The sequence below is a fragment of the Sphingobacteriales bacterium genome (genome assembly GCA_016711285.1).
Classification (GTDB): Bacteria; Bacteroidota; Bacteroidia; order Chitinophagales; family UBA2359; genus JADJTG01.
In genome coordinates, this window is sequence record JADJTG010000004.1 from 1 (window position 1) to 17,977 (window position 17,977).

At 42.4% G+C, this 17,977-nt stretch carries 10 protein-coding genes and 5 pseudogenes; 10 read left to right on the forward strand and 5 right to left on the reverse strand.

Going from position 1 to position 17,977, the window contains the following annotated elements; all coding sequences use genetic code 11:
* From rpoB to IPL35_04460, 3 genes and pseudogenes are all read left to right on the forward strand, one after another.
* Positions 1 to 1,734 (forward strand): annotated as a pseudogene (gene rpoB / locus IPL35_04450) (DNA-directed RNA polymerase subunit beta).
* 208 nt (positions 1,735 to 1,942) lie between these two features.
* Positions 1,943 to 3,516, forward strand: a pseudogene (locus IPL35_04455) (hypothetical protein).
* Positions 3,473 to 6,229 (forward strand): hypothetical protein, encoded by a 2,757-nt coding sequence (locus tag IPL35_04460; protein ID MBK8442703.1) that lies wholly within the window; start codon positions 3,473 to 3,475, stop codon positions 6,227 to 6,229. The pseudogene IPL35_04455 and the gene IPL35_04460 overlap by 44 nt, the downstream one beginning before the upstream one ends.
* An 87-nt stretch (positions 6,230 to 6,316) precedes the next feature.
* Here the strand turns inward: IPL35_04460 and IPL35_04465 are convergent, their stop codons facing one another.
* The 4 genes from IPL35_04465 to IPL35_04480 form a co-directional block, all read right to left on the reverse strand.
* Positions 6,317 to 6,658, reverse strand: a complete 342-nt coding sequence (locus IPL35_04465; protein ID MBK8442704.1) for a transposase — start codon at positions 6,656 to 6,658, stop codon at positions 6,317 to 6,319.
* Positions 6,659 to 6,822: 164 nt separating this feature from the next.
* Positions 6,823 to 7,467, reverse strand: a complete 645-nt coding sequence (locus tag IPL35_04470; GenBank protein ID MBK8442705.1) for a winged helix-turn-helix domain-containing protein — start codon at positions 7,465 to 7,467, stop codon at positions 6,823 to 6,825.
* Positions 7,468 to 7,495: 28 nt separating this feature from the next.
* A complete protein-coding gene (pssA, locus tag IPL35_04475; GenBank protein MBK8442706.1) occupies positions 7,496 to 8,293 on the reverse strand; it encodes a CDP-diacylglycerol--serine O-phosphatidyltransferase in 798 nt (265 codons plus the stop codon).
* A gap of 74 nt (positions 8,294 to 8,367) precedes the next feature.
* Positions 8,368 to 9,663: an aminopeptidase P N-terminal domain-containing protein gene (locus IPL35_04480; protein MBK8442707.1), complete on the reverse strand. Its 1,296-nt coding sequence runs from the start codon at positions 9,661 to 9,663 to the stop codon at positions 8,368 to 8,370.
* A gap of 112 nt (positions 9,664 to 9,775) precedes the next feature.
* Between IPL35_04480 and IPL35_04485 the strand changes: the two genes are divergently transcribed.
* From IPL35_04485 to IPL35_04510, 6 genes and pseudogenes are all read left to right on the forward strand, one after another.
* Positions 9,776 to 10,951 (forward strand): glycosyltransferase family 9 protein, encoded by a 1,176-nt coding sequence (locus IPL35_04485; protein MBK8442708.1) that lies wholly within the window; start codon positions 9,776 to 9,778, stop codon positions 10,949 to 10,951.
* 63 nt (positions 10,952 to 11,014) lie between these two features.
* Positions 11,015 to 12,288: pseudogene (locus tag IPL35_04490) on the forward strand (NAD(P)/FAD-dependent oxidoreductase).
* A 196-nt stretch (positions 12,289 to 12,484) separates the two neighbouring features.
* On the forward strand, positions 12,485 to 13,366 hold the full coding sequence (locus IPL35_04495) for a hypothetical protein (protein MBK8442709.1): 882 nt from the start codon (positions 12,485 to 12,487) through the stop codon (positions 13,364 to 13,366).
* Positions 13,367 to 13,480: 114 nt separating this feature from the next.
* Positions 13,481 to 14,685 (forward strand): annotated as a pseudogene (locus tag IPL35_04500) (saccharopine dehydrogenase family protein).
* A gap of 108 nt (positions 14,686 to 14,793) precedes the next feature.
* Positions 14,794 to 15,015 (forward strand): hypothetical protein, encoded by a 222-nt coding sequence (locus IPL35_04505; protein MBK8442710.1) that lies wholly within the window; start codon positions 14,794 to 14,796, stop codon positions 15,013 to 15,015.
* Positions 15,003 to 15,293, forward strand: coding sequence for a hypothetical protein (locus IPL35_04510; protein MBK8442711.1), 291 nt, complete (start codon positions 15,003 to 15,005; stop codon positions 15,291 to 15,293). The genes IPL35_04505 and IPL35_04510 overlap by 13 nt, the downstream gene beginning before the upstream one ends.
* Positions 15,294 to 15,572: 279 nt before the next feature.
* Here IPL35_04510 and IPL35_04515 read toward each other — a convergent pair.
* Positions 15,573 to 16,686 (reverse strand): annotated as a pseudogene (locus IPL35_04515) (NAD(P) transhydrogenase subunit alpha).
* 582 nt (positions 16,687 to 17,268) lie between these two features.
* Between IPL35_04515 and IPL35_04520 the strand changes: the two are divergent.
* The gene (locus IPL35_04520) at positions 17,269 to 17,433 is read left to right on the forward strand and encodes a hypothetical protein (protein ID MBK8442712.1); all 165 of its coding nucleotides are present in this window, start codon (positions 17,269 to 17,271) and stop codon (positions 17,431 to 17,433) included.
* Positions 17,434 to 17,977 lie beyond the last annotated feature (544 nt).

Below are 17,977 nucleotides of genomic sequence, written 5' to 3' on the forward strand. Positions count from 1 at the left end.
CGGTATAGTAGAATATGTAAATGCCGATACGATACATATCCGTTATGAGCGCACCGAAGACGAGCGTTTAGCGAGTTTTGAGGAGATGTAACGATATATCCTTTGGTAAAATTCCGCAAAACCAGCCAAAAACACGACCATCAACCTCAAACCCATCGTAAAAAAGGGCAAAAAGGTAAACGTAGGACAAATTCTGTGCGAAGGATATGCTACCGACAACGGCGAATTAGCTTTGGGCAGAAATTTGATGGTGGCATTTATGCCATGGAAAGGTTATAATTTTGAAGATGCGATAGTAATATCCGAGCGAGTAGTGCGCGAAGATTTGTTCACATCATTACACATTGAAGAATTTGTATTAGATGTGCGCAACACTAAATTAGGCGAAGAAGAACTCACCAACGATATTCCGAACGTATCCGAAGAAGCCACGAAAGATTTAGACGACAACGGCATCATACGCATAGGAGCTATCTTAAAAGAAGGTGATATTCTGATGGGAAAAATTACGCCAAAGGCGAAACAGACCCTACACCCGAAGAAAAACTCTTACGCGCCATTTTCGGCGACAAAGCCGGAGACGTAAAAGACGCTTCTTTGAAAGTAAAACCCTCGGTAAGAGGCGTAGTAATCAGCAAACAATTATTTGCGCGTGCCAAAAAAGACAAAGACTCCAAAAGAAAGCGAAAAGATGCGCTGACCCGTTTGGAAGAAATACACGAAAAGAAATTGCAGGAAATAAAAGCAATATTATTAGAAAAAATCAACCTAGTATTGGTAGATAGAAAAGCAGTAAACCTGCTCAACTCTTATAATGAAGAAATCGTACCAAAAGGCTCTAAATATACTGCTAAAAACCTGCAAGGCATTGATTATGAAAATATCGCACCGCTTTCGGAATGGACAGACGATGCCCGCAGCAACGAAACTATCCGCCGATTAATTCATAATTACAACATTAAAATTAATGAAGAGCGCGGACGCTACAAACGCGAAAAATTCAATATCAGTGTAGGAGATGAATTACCCGCCGGCGTATTGAATCTTGCCAAAGTGTATATAGCCAAAAAGCGCAAACTCAAAGTAGGCGATAAATTGGCAGGTCCCCACGGGAATAAAGGTATTGTGGCGCGTATTGTTCGCCCCGAAGATATGCCTTTCTTAGAAGACGGAACCTGGTGAATATTGTACTCAATCCTTTGGGCGTACCTTCTCGTATGAATATCGGGCAAATATTTGAGACCGTATTAGGTTGGGCAGGGCTGAAATTAGGCGAAAAATACGCCACCCCGATTTTTGACGGAGCTACTTTAGAGGATATTGACGAAAAAGTAATACAAGCGGGTTTGCCGAAATTAGGCAGCACCTATTTATATGACGGCGAAACCGGCGAGCGATTCCATCAGGCAACGACAGTAGGTATTATTTATATGCTTAAACTCTCACACATGGTGGACGATAAAATGCACGCCCACGCAGCAGCCACTCGGAGGTAAAGCCCAGTTTGGGGGGCAGCGTTTTGGTGAGATGGAAGTATGGGCTTTGCAAGCCTACGGTGCAGCCAACATATTGCAAGAGTTACTCACGCTCAAATCCGATGATATTATCGGTCGTGCAAAAGCCTACGAAGCCATTGTAAAAGGCGATGCAATGCCTACACCGAATGTTCCTGAATCATTCAATGTATTGATACACGAATTGCGCGGTTTGGCATTAGACGTTGTATTTGAATAATATGGAATTTGAGCATCTTATACGCAAAAAAAAAACAGCAAGTAAGCGGCTTCCAATACAAGAGAAAAAAGCAACTCTTATATATTATAAGGGCAACTTTTTTCTCTTGTTAATGCAACATAAAAGAAGTTTTTAGAAAAGAGACGGTTATTTTTTTTAAAATAAAATAAAATTTTCCATATATATGTCTTTGAAAAAAGATAATAAATTGAGATCCGAATTTTCCCAAATATCCATTCGTTTGGCATCGCCCGACTCCATATTGGAAAAATCTTTCGGAGAAGTTATCAAACCCGAGACCATCAACTACCGCACCTACAAACCCGAAAGAGACGGTTTGTTTTGTGAGCGTATTTTTGGTCCGGTAAAAGACTACGAATGTTATTGCGGCAAATACAAACGCATTCGTTATAAAGGTATCGTATGCGACCGTTGCGGCGTAGAAGTTACCGAAAAGAAAGTACGCCGCGAACGTATGGGACACATCAAATTAGTAGTTCCCATTGTACACATTTGGTATTTCAAATCATTACCCAACAAAATTGGTTATTTGCTCGGCGTATCTTCCAAAAAATTAGAATCGGTTGTTTATTATGAGCGTTATATTGTAATTCAGCCCGGAGCATTGGGAGATAGCGTAAAAAACTGGATTTATTGACAGAGGAGGAATATCAGGATTTTTTAGAAACTTTAGATAAAAACAATCAATACTTAGACGATACCGACCCCAACAAATTTATTGCAAAAATGGGGGCAGAAGCCGTAAAAGATTTATTGTTGCAAATTAATCTGGACAATTTATCTTATGAATTGCGCCACCAAGCTGCCGTAGAAACCGCCCAACAAAAGAGAACCGAAGCCCTCAAACGTTTGCAGGTAGTAGAGGCTTTCCGTGATGGCAACCAACTCCACGAAAACCGCCCCGAGTGGATGATTATCGACTATTTGCCGGTAATACCACCCGAATTACGTCCTTTAGTTCCTTTGGACGGTGGTCGCTTTGCTTCGTCTGATCTCAACGATTTATATCGCCGCGTTATTATCCGCAACAACCGCCTCAAACGCCTCATCAGCATCAAAGCACCGGAGGTAATCTTGCGCAACGAAAAACGTATGTTGCAAGAAGCGGTAGATTCTTTGTTCGACAACTCGCGCAAATCCAACGCCGTAAAAGCCGATGGCGGCAGAGCCTTGAAATCACTTTCTGATGTATTGAAAGGAAAACAAGGTCGTTTCCGTCAAAACCTATTGGGTAAACGTGTAGATTATTCCGGTCGTTCGGTGATTGTGGTAGGACCTGAGCTCAAAATGCACGAGTGCGGTTTGCCGAAAGAAATGGCTTCGGAATTATTTAAGCCGTTTATCATCAGAAAACTAATGGAGCGCGGCATTGTAAAAACCGTAAAATCCGCCAAAAAATTAGTAGATAGAAAAGAGCCTGTAATTTGGGATATTTTGGAAAATGTATTGAAAGGACACCCGATTTTGCTCAATCGTGCCCCGACATTGCACCGCTTGTCTATTCAGTCGTTTCAGCCCAAGCTCATTGAAGGAAAAGCGATACAACTGCACCCCTTAGTATGTACAGCGTTCAATGCCGACTTCGACGGCGACCAAATGGCGGTACACGTTCCTTTGAGCAACCCCGCTATTTTGGAAGCACAATTATTGATGTTGTCATCGCACAATATCCTAAGCCCCCCAAAACGGCGCACCGATAGCCCTGCCTTCACAAGACATGGTACTGGGTTTGTATTATATCACCAAAGGTCGCCGCAGTGACGAAACGCGCATGATGAAAGGGGAAGGCAGAATGTTTTATTCTGCCGAAGAGGTGATTATTGCACTCAACGAAGGGAAATTAGAGATACACTCGTACATCAAAATAAAAACCAATGTACGTCAAAAAGACGGCAGCCTCAAAAGAGAATTGATAGAAACCACCTGCGGAAGGGTTATTTTCAACGAAGTAGTGCCAAAGCAAGTAGGTTTTATCAACGAATTGCTGTCAAAATCCAACTTGCGTAAAGTAATTGGCTCTATCATTCGCCTCACCGATGTACCTACCACTGCCGCTTTCTTGGACGACATTAAAGATTTGGGTTTCCGTTGGGCATTTAAAGGAGGCTTATCTTTTAGTTTGAAATATCTGATTACGCCGGACGATAAAGACGGCATGCTCGAAGCAGCACAAGCCGAAGTAGATGAAGTAACGAACAATTATCAAATGGGTTTTATCACCAATAATGAGCGATACAATCAGGTAATTGACATCTGGACACGCGCCAATAGCCGTATTACCGAGAGTTTGATGAAAAAGTTGGAAGCCGATAATCAGGGTTTCAATGCAATATATATGATGTATCACTCTGGTGCACGCGGCTCTAAGGAGCAAATTCGTCAGTTGGGAGGTATTCGTGGATTGATGGCAAAACCGCGCAAATCGGGAAGCTCTGGTCCGGAGATTATTGAAAACCCGATTTTGTCGAACTTCAAAGAAGGCTTGTCGGTATTAGAATATTTTATTTCCACACACGGTGCGCGTAAAGGTTTGGCAGATACTGCCTTAAAAACCGCCGATGCGGGTTACTTGACCCGTCGTTTGGTGGACGTAGCGCAAGATGCCGTTATTACTTCCGAAGACTGCGGTACACTGCGCGGTATTTATACCACGGCACTCAAAGACAACGAGGAAGTGGTAGAGCCTTTGAGCGAGCGTATAGTAGGTAGAACGAGCTTGCACGACATTTACGATCCTCTCAACGAAAAACTTATCGTAAGAGCGGGAGAAGAAATTACTGATGAAATTGCGCAATTTATAGATGAGGAAACCGCATTGGAGGGTGTAGAAATTCGTTCGGTATTGACTTGCGAAGAAAAAGTAGGCGTATGTGTAAAATGCTATGGTCGTCATTTGGCAACAAACCGCATGACACAAATAGGCGATGCCGTAGGCATTATAGCGGCGCAGTCTATTGGAGAGCCGGGTACACAGCTCACCCTGCGCACCTTCCACGTGGGTGGTGTGGCTTCGAATATTGCCAATGAATCACAATTACGCACCAAATTTGACGGTATTGTAGAGTTAGATGACGAGCGCGTAGTAGATTTTATAGAGCAGGACGAAGAAGGCAATGAAGTAATAGTGCATGTAGTATTGGGCAGAACGGCAGAGGCGCGTATCGTAGATGCAAAAACCAATCGCCAGCTCACGAGTAATCATATTCCTTATGGATCTAAGATTTATGTAAAAAGCGGAGACTTGCTCAAAAAAGGCGATTTGATTTGCTCTTGGGATCCATACAATGCCGTTATTATCAATGAAGTAAACGGTACCATTCAATATGAAAGTATTATTGACGGTATCACCTACCGCGAAGAGGCAGATGAACAAACCGGACACCGCGAAAAAGTAGTAATAGAGCCGAAAGATAAAAAACGTATTCCAACGATTAATGTAGTAAACAAAGCAGGAGACGTATTGCGTTCTTTTACTTTACCGGTAGGAGCACACATCAATGTAGAAGATAAAGAAGAAGTAATAAAAGGGACGATATTGGTAAAAATTCCGCGCGTAACGAGTAAAGTACGCGACATTACGGGTGGTTTGCCGCGCGTAACGGAATTATTCAGAGCGCGTAATCCTTTTAATCCGGCAGTAGTATCAGAAATTGACGGTGTGATTCGTTTCGGAAAAATCAAACGCGGCAATCGCGAAATCAGTGTAGAAGCTAAAGACGGCGAAAGCAAAAAATACTTAGTGCCATTGTCCAAACACATCTTGATACAAGACGGAGACTTTGTACGCGCCGGCACACCACTGTCAGATGGTTCTATTACGCCTTCGGATATTCTGGCTATCAAGGGTCCTTTTGCGCTGCAAGAATATTTGGTAAATGAAGTACAGGAAGTATATCGTTTGCAAGGTGTAAAAATCAATGACAAACACATTGAAGTAATTGTACGCCAAATGATGAAGAAAGTACAAATCATTGACCCGGGCGATACACGCTTCTTGGAAGGTATGGCAGTAAATAAATTTGAGGTAGTAGAGGAAAACGACCGCATTTTTGACAAAAAATTTGTATTAGATGCAGGAGATTCCAATAAATACAAAGCGGGGCAAATCATCACTTTGCGTCAAGCACGCGAGGAAAATTCCTATTTGCGCCGCAACGACCTCAAGCCCATAGAAACACGTTCGGTACAATCGGCAACCAGCAGACCTTTGTTGCAAGGTATTACGCGTGCTTCATTAGGTACTAGTAGTTGGATTTCGGCGGCATCGTTCCAAGAAACCACAAAAGTTCTCAGTACGGCGGCTATCGGGGCGCAAGTGGATAGCTTAGACGGATTGAAGGAGAATGTGATTATCGGTAAAATGATACCTGCCGGAACGGGACAAAAACGTTTCAGCCGTTTGATAGTAGGCACAAAAGAGGAGCAAGAGCGTTTAAATCGTCAGGAGCGACTCTCACAAATTGCCGAAGAATAAAAGAATATAAATCAGAATACGATTAAATAAAAAGGCTGTCCTTGTTTTTTTGAGGACAGCCTTTTTTATTTAATACCAAATAAACATCTAAAAGGCACAGTTTGTAAAAAGTTTCCAACCTGTAATGGATTGAATGATAACGTTACTCATATCGTTGATAATATCAGTGACTTTGGCGGAGAGTTCTTCCAGATCTTTGCAAATAATGTTAGCAGTTTTGCCCTTGATGAATCGCCATATCATCTCTGCGGGGTTTAATTCGGGAGAGTAAGGAGGAATAAACAACAGATGAATATTTTTAGGAATTACCAATTGTCGGCTGTGGTGAAAAGCACCATTGTCAAGTAGAATTATCTTGAATTCTTCAGGCTTTTGTACGGAGAGTTTATCTATAAATATTTGAAAGCAGACCGTATTACAGTAAGGCATTTCTAAGGTAAGATTGTCTCCGTTGATGGGGAATAGTCACCAACGCGATAGAAAGTTTTGGAAGCGATGTTGGTAAGCTACGATGGGTTTTACGCCCTTTGCGGTAAGGCATCGTCTTATATTGGGCAATAACCCGACCCTGCTTTCGTCAGCAACATAAATATTTATACACTGGCAGCCTGAAAGACGAAACTCCTTATTTTTAATGCCTTCTGGCGTGTTTGATAAGTTTTTTTAAAAGTATCAACCGCCGCTTCGTCCTTTTTGATATGGCTTTTTCTACCCACCTTGAGTTTTGTGCCAAAGTTTCGCTTCAGATACATCCTTACCGTATTGTATTGCTTTTCAATACCCAACTCCGACTTCAGCCACTGCTGTGCTTCTTTGTAGGTGCGCAACCCATTCTTGGGATCTTTTAGCTTTTGCGATATCCGCTCCTTGTCTGCTGTCTCGAGTTGGCTACGGAAATCACCACCTCTATTGTCCCTGAGCAATCCATCAAGTCCCTGCGATTGGTAAGTAGCTTTCCACCTGTTTATCGAACGCACAGAAGCCCCTGACTTGATGGCAAGAAGATGATTGTGGTGGATACCGCTTTGGATATTCATCAACATCTTTATTTTAGAAACGCCCTTCCTTTTGGCTTTTTTATGTAGCTGTTTTAGGTAATCTGCTGACTCTTTTATGATAAGTTCTATGGGTAATGACATAATTACCATACCATAATAACTATGCCAAATAGTTGTTTTAATGGTATAAAAATAATTAAAATTTTTTCTATCAATCATCAAGCGGCGCGAAAAAAACATGTTTGTCTTTGATGTGTTGAATTATACATCAGGATTTAGGCAGAGCAGATTTAGCAGCAGCCTTTTTATTTGATTTAGGCGGCGGCGTTGAGCTGTTTTCTTCGCTTGCAGGAAGAGTAGCAGCAGGTGTAGGTGGTGTAGGAGTATTTTTGATAAATAAAGCAGCAATGATATAAGTGGCGATGCTCAACGACAAGCCAAACCACCCAAAAAGAGCCAGATACAAAACTGACGACAACAAAATGCTATAAGCAAAGCGGTTATCTTTGAAAGAAAAATTTTTGAATTTCAGTGCCGGAATAGGAATTTCGCTTACGAGCAAATAGCTGAATAATGCCGTGAGCAGCAGCAGCAGCACCGGATTCAATAAATAATCTGCCAAAGCACTATTACTCCACGAAAGCCCCAGCAACCCGACAAAAAACAAAGTATTGGCGGGAGTGGGCACACCCAAAAAGCTGTTGGTTTGGCGAGTGTCTATATTAAATTTTGCCAAGCGCAACGCCGAAAATAAGCTAATCACAAAACCCGCGAAAGGCAGCAGCGAAGCAGCCGGCAACTGCGGGCTATTTTGCAGCAGCCACACAATAATAGCACCGGGCACCACCCCGAAAGTTACTACATCAGCCAAAGAATCCAACTGTTTGCCCAAATCGCTCTGCACGCCCAGCATACGCGCCACAAAGCCATCGGCAAAATCGGCGGCAGCAGCAATAGCAATAAAAATAACACTTAACCGTACATCACCTTTAAAAATATGATACAAAGCCAAGCAACCCATCATCAAATTGAGCAGGGTGAGTAAATTGGGAATATGTTGTCGCATGTTGTTGTATTTTCTCTACAAATTTTTTACAAAAAAACATTTTATCACATAGCGTATTGCTAGGTTCGTGCTTTTTATTTACGATTCATCAAATCTTCAATTTCTTCGGCTTCTATTGGTATATGCGCCATCAAATCCAAAGGTTCGCCATCGGTAACAAGCACATCATTTTCCAAACGAATGCCCAGCCCTTCTTCTTTGATATAAATACCCGGCTCGCAAGTAAATACCATACCGGGCTGCATGGGGCGATATTTATGTCCTACATCGTGCACATCTAATCCCAAAAAATGCGAAGTGCCGTGCATAAAATATTTTTTATAGGCAGGCCATTCGGGATTTTGTTGTTGTATATCGGCTTTGGAGAGCAAACCCAACTGCAATAATTCAGCCTCCATCATTTTGCCCACTTCGCGGTGATAATCATCTATAAGCGTGCCGGGGCGCAACAATGCAGTAGCTCCGTTTTTCACGCGCAACACCGCATCATATACAGCACGTTGGCGCGGCGAAAACCTGCCGTTTACAGGAATAGTACGCGATAAATCGGCGGCATAATTGGCATATTCCGCACCGAAATCCATCAACAAAATATCACCGTCTTGGCATACTTTGTTATTATCGGTATAATGCAGGCAGCAGGAATCTGCACCCGAAGCAATAATGCTTCCATAAGCCGGACCAGTGGCGCGGTGTCGCAAATACTCGTGCATAATTTCGGCTTCTATTTCGTATTCGGTTATGCCGGGTTTTACGAAACGAAGCACGCGATCAAAAGCCTTATCGGTAATATCAATAGCTCGGCGCATCAGGTCAATTTCAATATCACTTTTGATGGAACGGATTTGGTGCAAAACAGGAGCAGCGCGGCGAAAATTATGCAAAGGAAAACGCTTGCGCATTTCGCGGGCAAAGCGCAAATCTTTGTAAGGCACATCACTTTCGTAGCGGCTATGTTCGTTTAAGTTGAGGTAAATATGCTCGGCAAGATGCACCAATTCCGAAAAAACAGGCTCTAACTGGTTGAGCCACATTATTTTTTTTATCCCCGACACCTGCTGTGCTTGTTCTTTGGTATATTTGTGTCCTTCCCAAGTGGCGATATGTTCATTGGTTTCGCGCAAAAACAGCACTTCTTCAAAACCCTCTTTGGCGCAATCGGGAAATAATACGAGTATGCTTTTTTCTTGGTCAATGCCGGAAAGGTAAAAAATATCGGAATTTTGGCGAAAAGGGAAAGTTCCGTCGGCACTGCGCGGCATTTCGTCATTTGATAAAAAAACAGCGATGGAATTGGGCAACATCTGCGCCGCAAAACGCTTGCGGTTTTGTATAAATAATTCAGGAGAAATTGAATCGTATTTTTTCATTTTTGAAATGATTATTTTTAATAAAAAGCAAAGTTACGGTTTTTTCCTGCGTATAGATGTTGTAAGATGAGTAAAAAAACGATAAAATGCAATTCAAAAAGCTGTTTTTGTAATGAAAGAAACACCTTTGAGCAGCAAAAATGTTTTAAATTTGTGCGAACCTTATCATTCAACAACTTTCTGTTTTCATACAGCGTTTATACAATTTGTGATACCCTCCGAAAAACGCCTCTACTTTGCTTCCATGCTACTCAGTCGTAGCATTAATGGCTTTAAAAAAGCACATTGTTACGATTTTAAGCGGATTTTGGTAGTACGTTTAGACGAAATCGGCGATATGATTGTGTCGTTACCTGCTTTCGAAGCCTTGCGTCACCGCTATCCGAAGGCACATATTACTTTGTTGTGCAAGTCATTTGTAAAAAGTATAGTTGCGCCTACGCCCTATTTTGACCGCATTGTGGAGCAAGTAAGCGAACTAAATTCTTCTTCTTCTTATGATTTGATAGTGGAAATGCGCGGCACTTGGGAAACGCTCCATTTTGCACAACGCCATCGTCCGGACATTCGTTTGGACAGGGGTACAGTACGCTTCTACAACAAACTCTTCCAAAAGCAGCACCCGCACGAGGTATTTACGAATTTGCAAGTATTACAGCCTTTGTTCAAAACCCAACCGCTGCCTGCCGACCCGCAAATTCAGCTTTTTTATGCCCCCGAGCATCTTACCTGCGCCGAGCGTTTTTTGCAGCAGCATCGTATCGGGGAGTTTGCGGTGTTTCATATCGGAGCGCGAAAAGCCCTGCGCCGCTGGAGCATACAGCGTTTTGCCGAAGTAGCCGCATATTTGAAAAAAAACTACCACTGGTATATTGTGTGGGTAGGCGATGCTACTGAGCAAAGCGACATTGAAGCGGTGCGCCAACTGCTGGATTTTGAAACGTTTTCGTTTGCGGGTGTAGGTGGTTTAATGGATTATGCCGCTTTGGTGCGCCGCGCCCACCTGATGTTAGGCAACGAAAGTGGTCCTATGCACATAGCGGCGGCGGCGGGTGCGCCCACGATTGGTTTGTTCGGACCGGGCGAGCCGCATATTTTTGCGCCTTTCGGCAAAAAAGCGACCTTTATTCATCACAAGTTGCACTGCAATCCCTGCACACAACTGCACTGTGTATCGCCCGAACGAACCTGTATGAGTTTAATCAGTGTAGCGGAGGTATTAGAAAAAATCCGGCAACTGCAAACTTCTTTGCCTCAAACGCCCCATTTTACCACACAATCTTTGTAGATTTTTTTAAAGACAATTAACCTCTTTTTAGTCATAAAATATTTCATCATAAAATATAATTATATGAAAACAGCACACAAAAAAGTAATAATTGTAGGTGCAGGCTTTGGTGGAATTGAGTTGGCAAAAAAACTTAAGCATTTACCCTTTGATGTATGGTTGTTGGATAAGCATAATTATCATTGTTTTCAGCCATTATTGTATCAAGTGGCAACAGGTGGTTTGGAGGCATCAAGCATTGCTTATCCGGTGCGCCGGATTTTCAGGGGTTATAGAAATATAGAGTGCCACATGGCAGAAGTACAGCGCATCAACACCGACCGCCGCACACTCAGCACCGACATTGGCGAATTTGAGTACGATTATTTAGTGATTGCAACGGGCAGTACCAATAATTTTTTCAATTTTGAACCTATCAAACAGCAGTTATTTCCCCTCAAAAGTGTAGTAAATGCCTTGGATATTCGCAGTTTTATCATGCAAAATCTGGAGTTGGCAGCCATTACACAAGATGCCTCCAAACGTGCAGCATTGATGAATATTGCGATTATAGGCGGTGGTCCGGCAGGGGTAGAAGTAGCGGGCGCACTGGCAGAGATGAAACGCTATGTGTTTCCGAAAGATTTTCCGAACCTTGATTTTTCTCAAATGAATATTGTATTGTTCGAAGCAGCCCCGCGCTTGCTGAGTGCCATCAGGAACACGCTTCTGCAATGAGCCTGCGCGATATTCAACGCTTGGGAATTCAGGTACAATTGAATACAATGGTAGAAGACTACCGCGCTGATTCGATATATTTAAAAGGAGGCGGCATATTTTCTACGGCTACGGTAATTTGGACGGCGGGCGTAAAAGGGAATCCTTTGGCGGGGCTTGCCGCCGATTGCATAGTAGGAGGCAACCGAATAGCGGTAAACGACTACAACCAAGTAAAAGGTTACGACCATATTTTTGCCATTGGCGATGTTGCCGCACAAACAGACACCGAAAATCCGAAAGGGTTGCCGATGCTCGCTCCGGTGGCGGTACAACAAGCACATCATTTAGCCAAAAACCTCCAACGCCTTGAAAAAAAACAAGATTTGCAGCCTTTTTCTTACCATAACAAAGGTGTAATGGCAACCATCGGAAAAAACAAAGCAGTAGTAGATTTGCCGAAAGTAAAATTTCAAGGCATATTTGCGTGGTTTGTATGGATGTTCGTACACATTTTACTATTAGTGGGTTTTCGCAACAAAGTAATTACGTTTTTTGATTGGTTCATCAACTACGTCAATTACGACCGCCCCTTGAGCTTAATCATAAGACGTTTTCATAAAACCTATACCGAAGAATAAAAAACAAAGACTCCCGCACCGAAATGAAGAATATCGCTACTCGGATAAAACAAATAAGCAGCGTATCTTTGCAGCCTTAAAATATAAAGGGTAGTAGATACGGTGCAACGTTTACAGGTATTTTATCATCTCTTTTGATTTCAGTAAAAAAAATACGCCATACCTTTTTTCATCAATCCGAAGTGCAAAAATTTACATGTTTGAACTTTTACAAATTTTATGGAAATGGCGCAAAGCCATTTTAATCGCTTGTGCAGTGGCAACTGTTGGCAGCATTATCATCAGTTTGTTGTTGCCCAATCAATATAAATCTACTGCTATTTTACGCCCCATCAGTCCTACGCTTCTCGACCGTGCCGCTATTTTTCCAAAAGAAGGCTCAAAAAATGAAGTGTATTTATTTGGCGGAAAAGATGATATAGACCGTTTGTTGTCTATCGGTGAGTCGGGGGCTTTGTACGGATATTTGATTCAGAAACATCATTTATATGCACATTACGGCATCGACAGCACGGCGAAAGAAGCGGAATTTAAGGTAATGAAAAAATTGACAAATAATTACGAAATTCTAAAAAACACCTATAACGAAGTAGAAGTGCAGGTAACAGACAAAGACCCGATGTTCGCGGCACAATTTGCAAATGATATTACCAATAAAATTGATGAAATCAACAGGGGAATTATTTTTGAAAAAAAGAATGATATTTTAAAAACACTTCAGGTGCAGCACAATCGTTTGCAGCAAGAAGTAAAAACATTGAGTGACAGCACGCGCCGCCTCATTGCCGAAAATCCCCGAGACACCATCAGCAGTGGAGTATTGTATAAAATGTTACAAAGCAAACTCAAAGAATTTGGGGGCGTAAAAGAAAACTTGGAAGAGTCGCAGGCGGTTCAGCAAATGAATATGTCCACTGTTTACATTACCCAAAAAGCTGCCGTAGCCAGCCGTAAATTCAAACCCCAGCGCAGCCTCTTGGTATTGGGAACGTTGCTGATTACCTTTGTCTTGGGTGCAATGGCTGCCGTTTTTACGGAAAAATACAAAGAATATCAACAACAAAACGGCATATCGTAATAAAACATTTACCTTTGCACACATTTTATTCAAAAGCCCTTCCTACAATATTGTATAAGGCTTGTAGTGCATATTTTATATCTTTGTTTTCAATATTATTTATTTAAACATATTATGTCAAAAGTCTTGATTATCGGCGCGGGCGGCGTGAGCAACGTGGTTGTAAAAAAATGCGCTCGTGTGCCGGAAGTTTTCAGCGAAATTATGCTGGCGAGCCGCACGCTCTCCAAGTGCGAAGCCATCGCTGCACAAATACCCGAACAAAAAATACAAACCGCACAGGTAAACGCCGACAATGTAGCCGAAGTAGTAGCGTTGATACGCCGTTTTCAGCCCCAATTGGTGATAAATGTAGCTTTGCCTTATCAGGATTTGCCGATAATGGACGCTTGTTTGGAGTGTGGGGTGCATTATTTGGATACCGCCAACTACGAACCCAAAGACGAAGCAAAATTTGAATACAGTTGGCAATGGGCATATCACGAGCGTTTTAAAGCGCGCGGTATTATGGCTTTGTTGGGCTGCGGCTTCGACCCGGGCGTAACACAGGCATTTACCGCCTACGCCGCCAAACATCATTTTGACGAAATGCACTTTTTGGATATAGTGGATTGCAATGCTGGCGACCACGGACAAGCCTTTGCCACCAATTTTAACCCCGAAATTAATATTCGCGAAATTACGCAGCCGGGAAAATACTGGGAAAACGGCAAATGGGTGGAAATTCCGCCGATGAGCATCCATAAGCCGATAGATTATCCGAATGTGGGGCACAAAGAATCATACTTGTTGTTTCATGAGGAGTTGGAGAGTTTGGTAAAACACTTCCCTACTTTGCGCCGTGCCCGTTTTTGGATGACTTTCGGGCAGCAATACATCACGCATTTAACAGTGCTGCAAAATGTGGGTATGACGAGCATCAAACCCATCAAGTTTCAGGGAATGGACATCATACCTTTGGAGTTTTTGAAGGCGGTATTGCCGGAGCCGGGTACTTTGGGCGAAAATTACACCGGAGAAACCTCCATTGGTTGCCAAATTAAGGGGGTATATGCAGGAAAAGACAAAACATATTTTATATACAACAACTGCAAACATCAAGATGCGTATCGCGATGTGCAGGCGCAGGGCGTGAGCTACACTACCGGAGTGCCAGCGATGCTCGGGGCAAAAATGATGCTCACAGGCAAGTGGATGCAAGCGGGTGTATGGAATGTGGAGCAACTAAATCCCAACCCGTTTTGGCAGAGTTGGGAACGTATGGCTTGCCTTGGCACGAAATCATCAATCCCGAATTGCCGCACCAATACGATATATAATTCAAAATAATTAGAACAATTTGTTTGTTCTTTTTATTTATCTGAATACTGTTATTATTTAAAAAGAAAAAAAACAACTATAAATCCAATATACATAACAACAAAAACATGAAAAAAATATTTTTTTCGTTGGCTCTTGTGAGCCTGATGGCGACTTTTAACAGTTGCAAAAACCAACCCGAAAGTGATAAAGCCACCGTAGAGCCTGCCAAAGAAACAGCAGCACCTACAGAAGCCACCGCCACCGGAACTGCCTATAAACTCAATACCGCCACCAGCAAAGCCACTTGGATAGGCCTAAGCGGTGGGCAAACACAATGGTACTTTTGATTTCAAAAGCGGCTCTATCCAAACAGATGGCACCAACATCACCGGGCGGCGATATTATTATTGATGTAGCTTCTTTGAAAGCTTTGGATCAGGACGAAGGAAATACCAAATTAGCGGCGCACTTAACTTCTCCCGATTTTTGGATACTGCCAGATATCCTACGGCTATTTTGTTATTACGAGCGTAGCTCCTTATACAGCCCCTGCCAATCCTGCCGAAAAAACGGTATTGCAAGGTGCTACACACAACATCACAGGCAATCTCACTATTGGTGCTAAAACCAACAGTGTAACTTTTCCTGCAAAATTACAATGGACGCAACCACATTAAAATCAGAGTCATTGTTTAACATTGACCGCAGCCAATGGGGTATCAGCTATGGCAACGACAAATCGTTGGGCGATAAATTCATCAGCCCTACTGTTACTTTAGGGTTTTAACTTAGAAGCAAGTAAATAATAATAATTTCTATTTATTTTAATAAAAAAAGCCTTCCGTCGCAAAACACCAGAAAGCTTTTTTTTGGATCAAATAAAATTGAAAGAGAAATTTCTTTTCTACAATTCCAAAATATCTTTGGTGAGGGTATGGAGCAATTCGCCGCGATGGGTGATGATGCTTCCTTTGGTGATGTGTTCGTCCATTTCCCACCTAAAACCATCTTTATTGGCAAGATGCAACAACAAAGTGCTGATATTTTTTGGAGTATAATTCGCTGGCATTGAGGGGGCAGCAAAAAGACGGCACAATTGGACTGACCGATGATGGTGACACCGTTTTTCTGTACAATTTTGTCTAATTCGCTCCATTCGCAGTTGCCGCCCGGTTCCACCGCCATATCCACTCCTGCTGCTCCGTGCTTCGTCGTTTTTAGCATATCGCTGCTGACGAGCAAAGGAGCTTTTTTGCCGATAACCAATGCCGTAGTAATGACCAAGTCGGCATCTTTGATATGGTGAGCGATGAGTTCTTTTTGTTTTTGTAAAAATTCAGCCGATACTTCTTTTGCATAGCCGCCCTCTGTTTTTACGCCACCACCTTCTACCATCAAAAATTTTCCGCCCAAGGATTCCACTTCTTCTTTGGTTTCGGGGCGCACATCGGTTACTTCCACCACTGCACCCAATCGGCGGGCGGTAGCTGTTGCCTGCAAACCCGCCACCGCTCCAAAAATCAGCACCGCGCCCGGTGTAATGGTGCGCGGCGGTCACTCATGGGCGGAAATTTTTTGCCCAGCGCACCAGCACCGAGCAGCACCGCTTTATAGCCCGCCAAATTCGCCTGAGAACTGAGAGCGTCCATTTTTGCGCCCTTGAAATGCGCGGCACGGCATCCATGGCAAAAGAGGTAATGCGTTGTTGCAGCAGTTGCTTCCAATTCGGCTTGGGTGTAGGGATACAAAAATGAAATAATGACGGCTTCGGAGCGCAGCGTGGCAACTTCTTCGGTGGTGGGTGCATTTACTTTGAGCAATACATCGGCGGTGGCGAGCAGCGCGGCTTTGTCGCTGTGTAGTTGCGCTCCGGCGGCTTCGTAGTCGCTATCGGCAAAAAAAGAGCGCGTACCTGCTCCACGTTCTATTGCACATACAAAACCCGCTTTGGTGAGTTGTTTTACACCATCGGGCGAGAGAGCCACTCTGTTTTCTCGGCGAGGGCGGCTTGTTCCCATCTAACTACAGCTATTTTCAAGGCAAATTTGATTTTTAGAAATTTGGTAAAAATGAAGCAAAAATTGACAAAAAAACTAAGTATATTATACAGCCAATATGGAGCAGTAAGCCATTAAAACCAGCATATTTTAAAAAGTTGTATAAGTTGTTTTCAGCTTTTACAAAATATAGCAACAACATCTTATTTTTTACAAAAATATTTATGCTTTTGTATTGAGGTTGTTTATAATCCTAAAATAATTTATTTTTTTGACGAATAGCTTTTTTTTTACAGTTTATTTTACAGACATATTTTAAGGTTGTATTAGCCCATAGTATTAAAATTCCTCATCTTTAATAAAAAATATTCTAAATTGCGGTGTGTTTGAATCATAAATGCGCCGCAATTTCGTTTTGTATCCAAGTATGATTTACTGAGGTTTTTGCAACGATTTTAGCCCCAAGTTGTTTTTTTTATTTGTTTTTTTTCTGTGTAATGATGATGCGCCTTTTTTATTTTTCTTTTTTAATGTTTATTCCTGTTTCGCTGCTGCTGCCGAACCTTTGGCAGCGCAAGAGGGCGAAGTTTTCGCCTTTCAAAAATGAACAACAAAGTAAAAGGCTACTCGTTGGGCAATACCGCCGAAGGCATTGCGGTATATGTGTTGGTGACCGCTATCATCAGGATACAAATGTACAATCGCAACAACTTGCAATTAGAGTGGTCAAGCGACGTTTTGCCTTGGGTCAAAAGCCAATGTCATTGAAATTTTACCTCCAGTGAAATAATTTTGTACTTTTCATTTTAATCGCTCCACAAGATGGTATGGAGCAGGTGTTTGTACAATTGGCCTCAAACTTAATCCGCAGGGCGAAAAAAGCAATACCGAATATAGTGATTTCATTGCGCCACGCGTACAGTGGAGCTTGTGCAAACAGCCATCAACAGCATATTGTATTGCTCAAAATAGCAGTGTCGGTCGCCTCGATGAAATTACTTTTTGGAATGAACAGTTCCTTTAAAAAAGTGCAGAAATTCCTTTTCTTTTAATGACGGTTGGCAGTATCATTTGGGATTTACTCAATAATGACGGTACACTTTATTTGTGTAATTTGCACAGCAGACGCAGTTTTAATACCGCCAATGATGATTTATGTAATTCTTTCAGCATTCATCAAATGGATGGGCAAGGCAACAAAAAGAACTTACCGCCGATAATCTTACCTATACTTTGAATGATTTGGTGATGGAATGACACACAACGATAACTTGCTCTTGTGCGGATTTTATACCCGAGCGGCAGCAAGCAA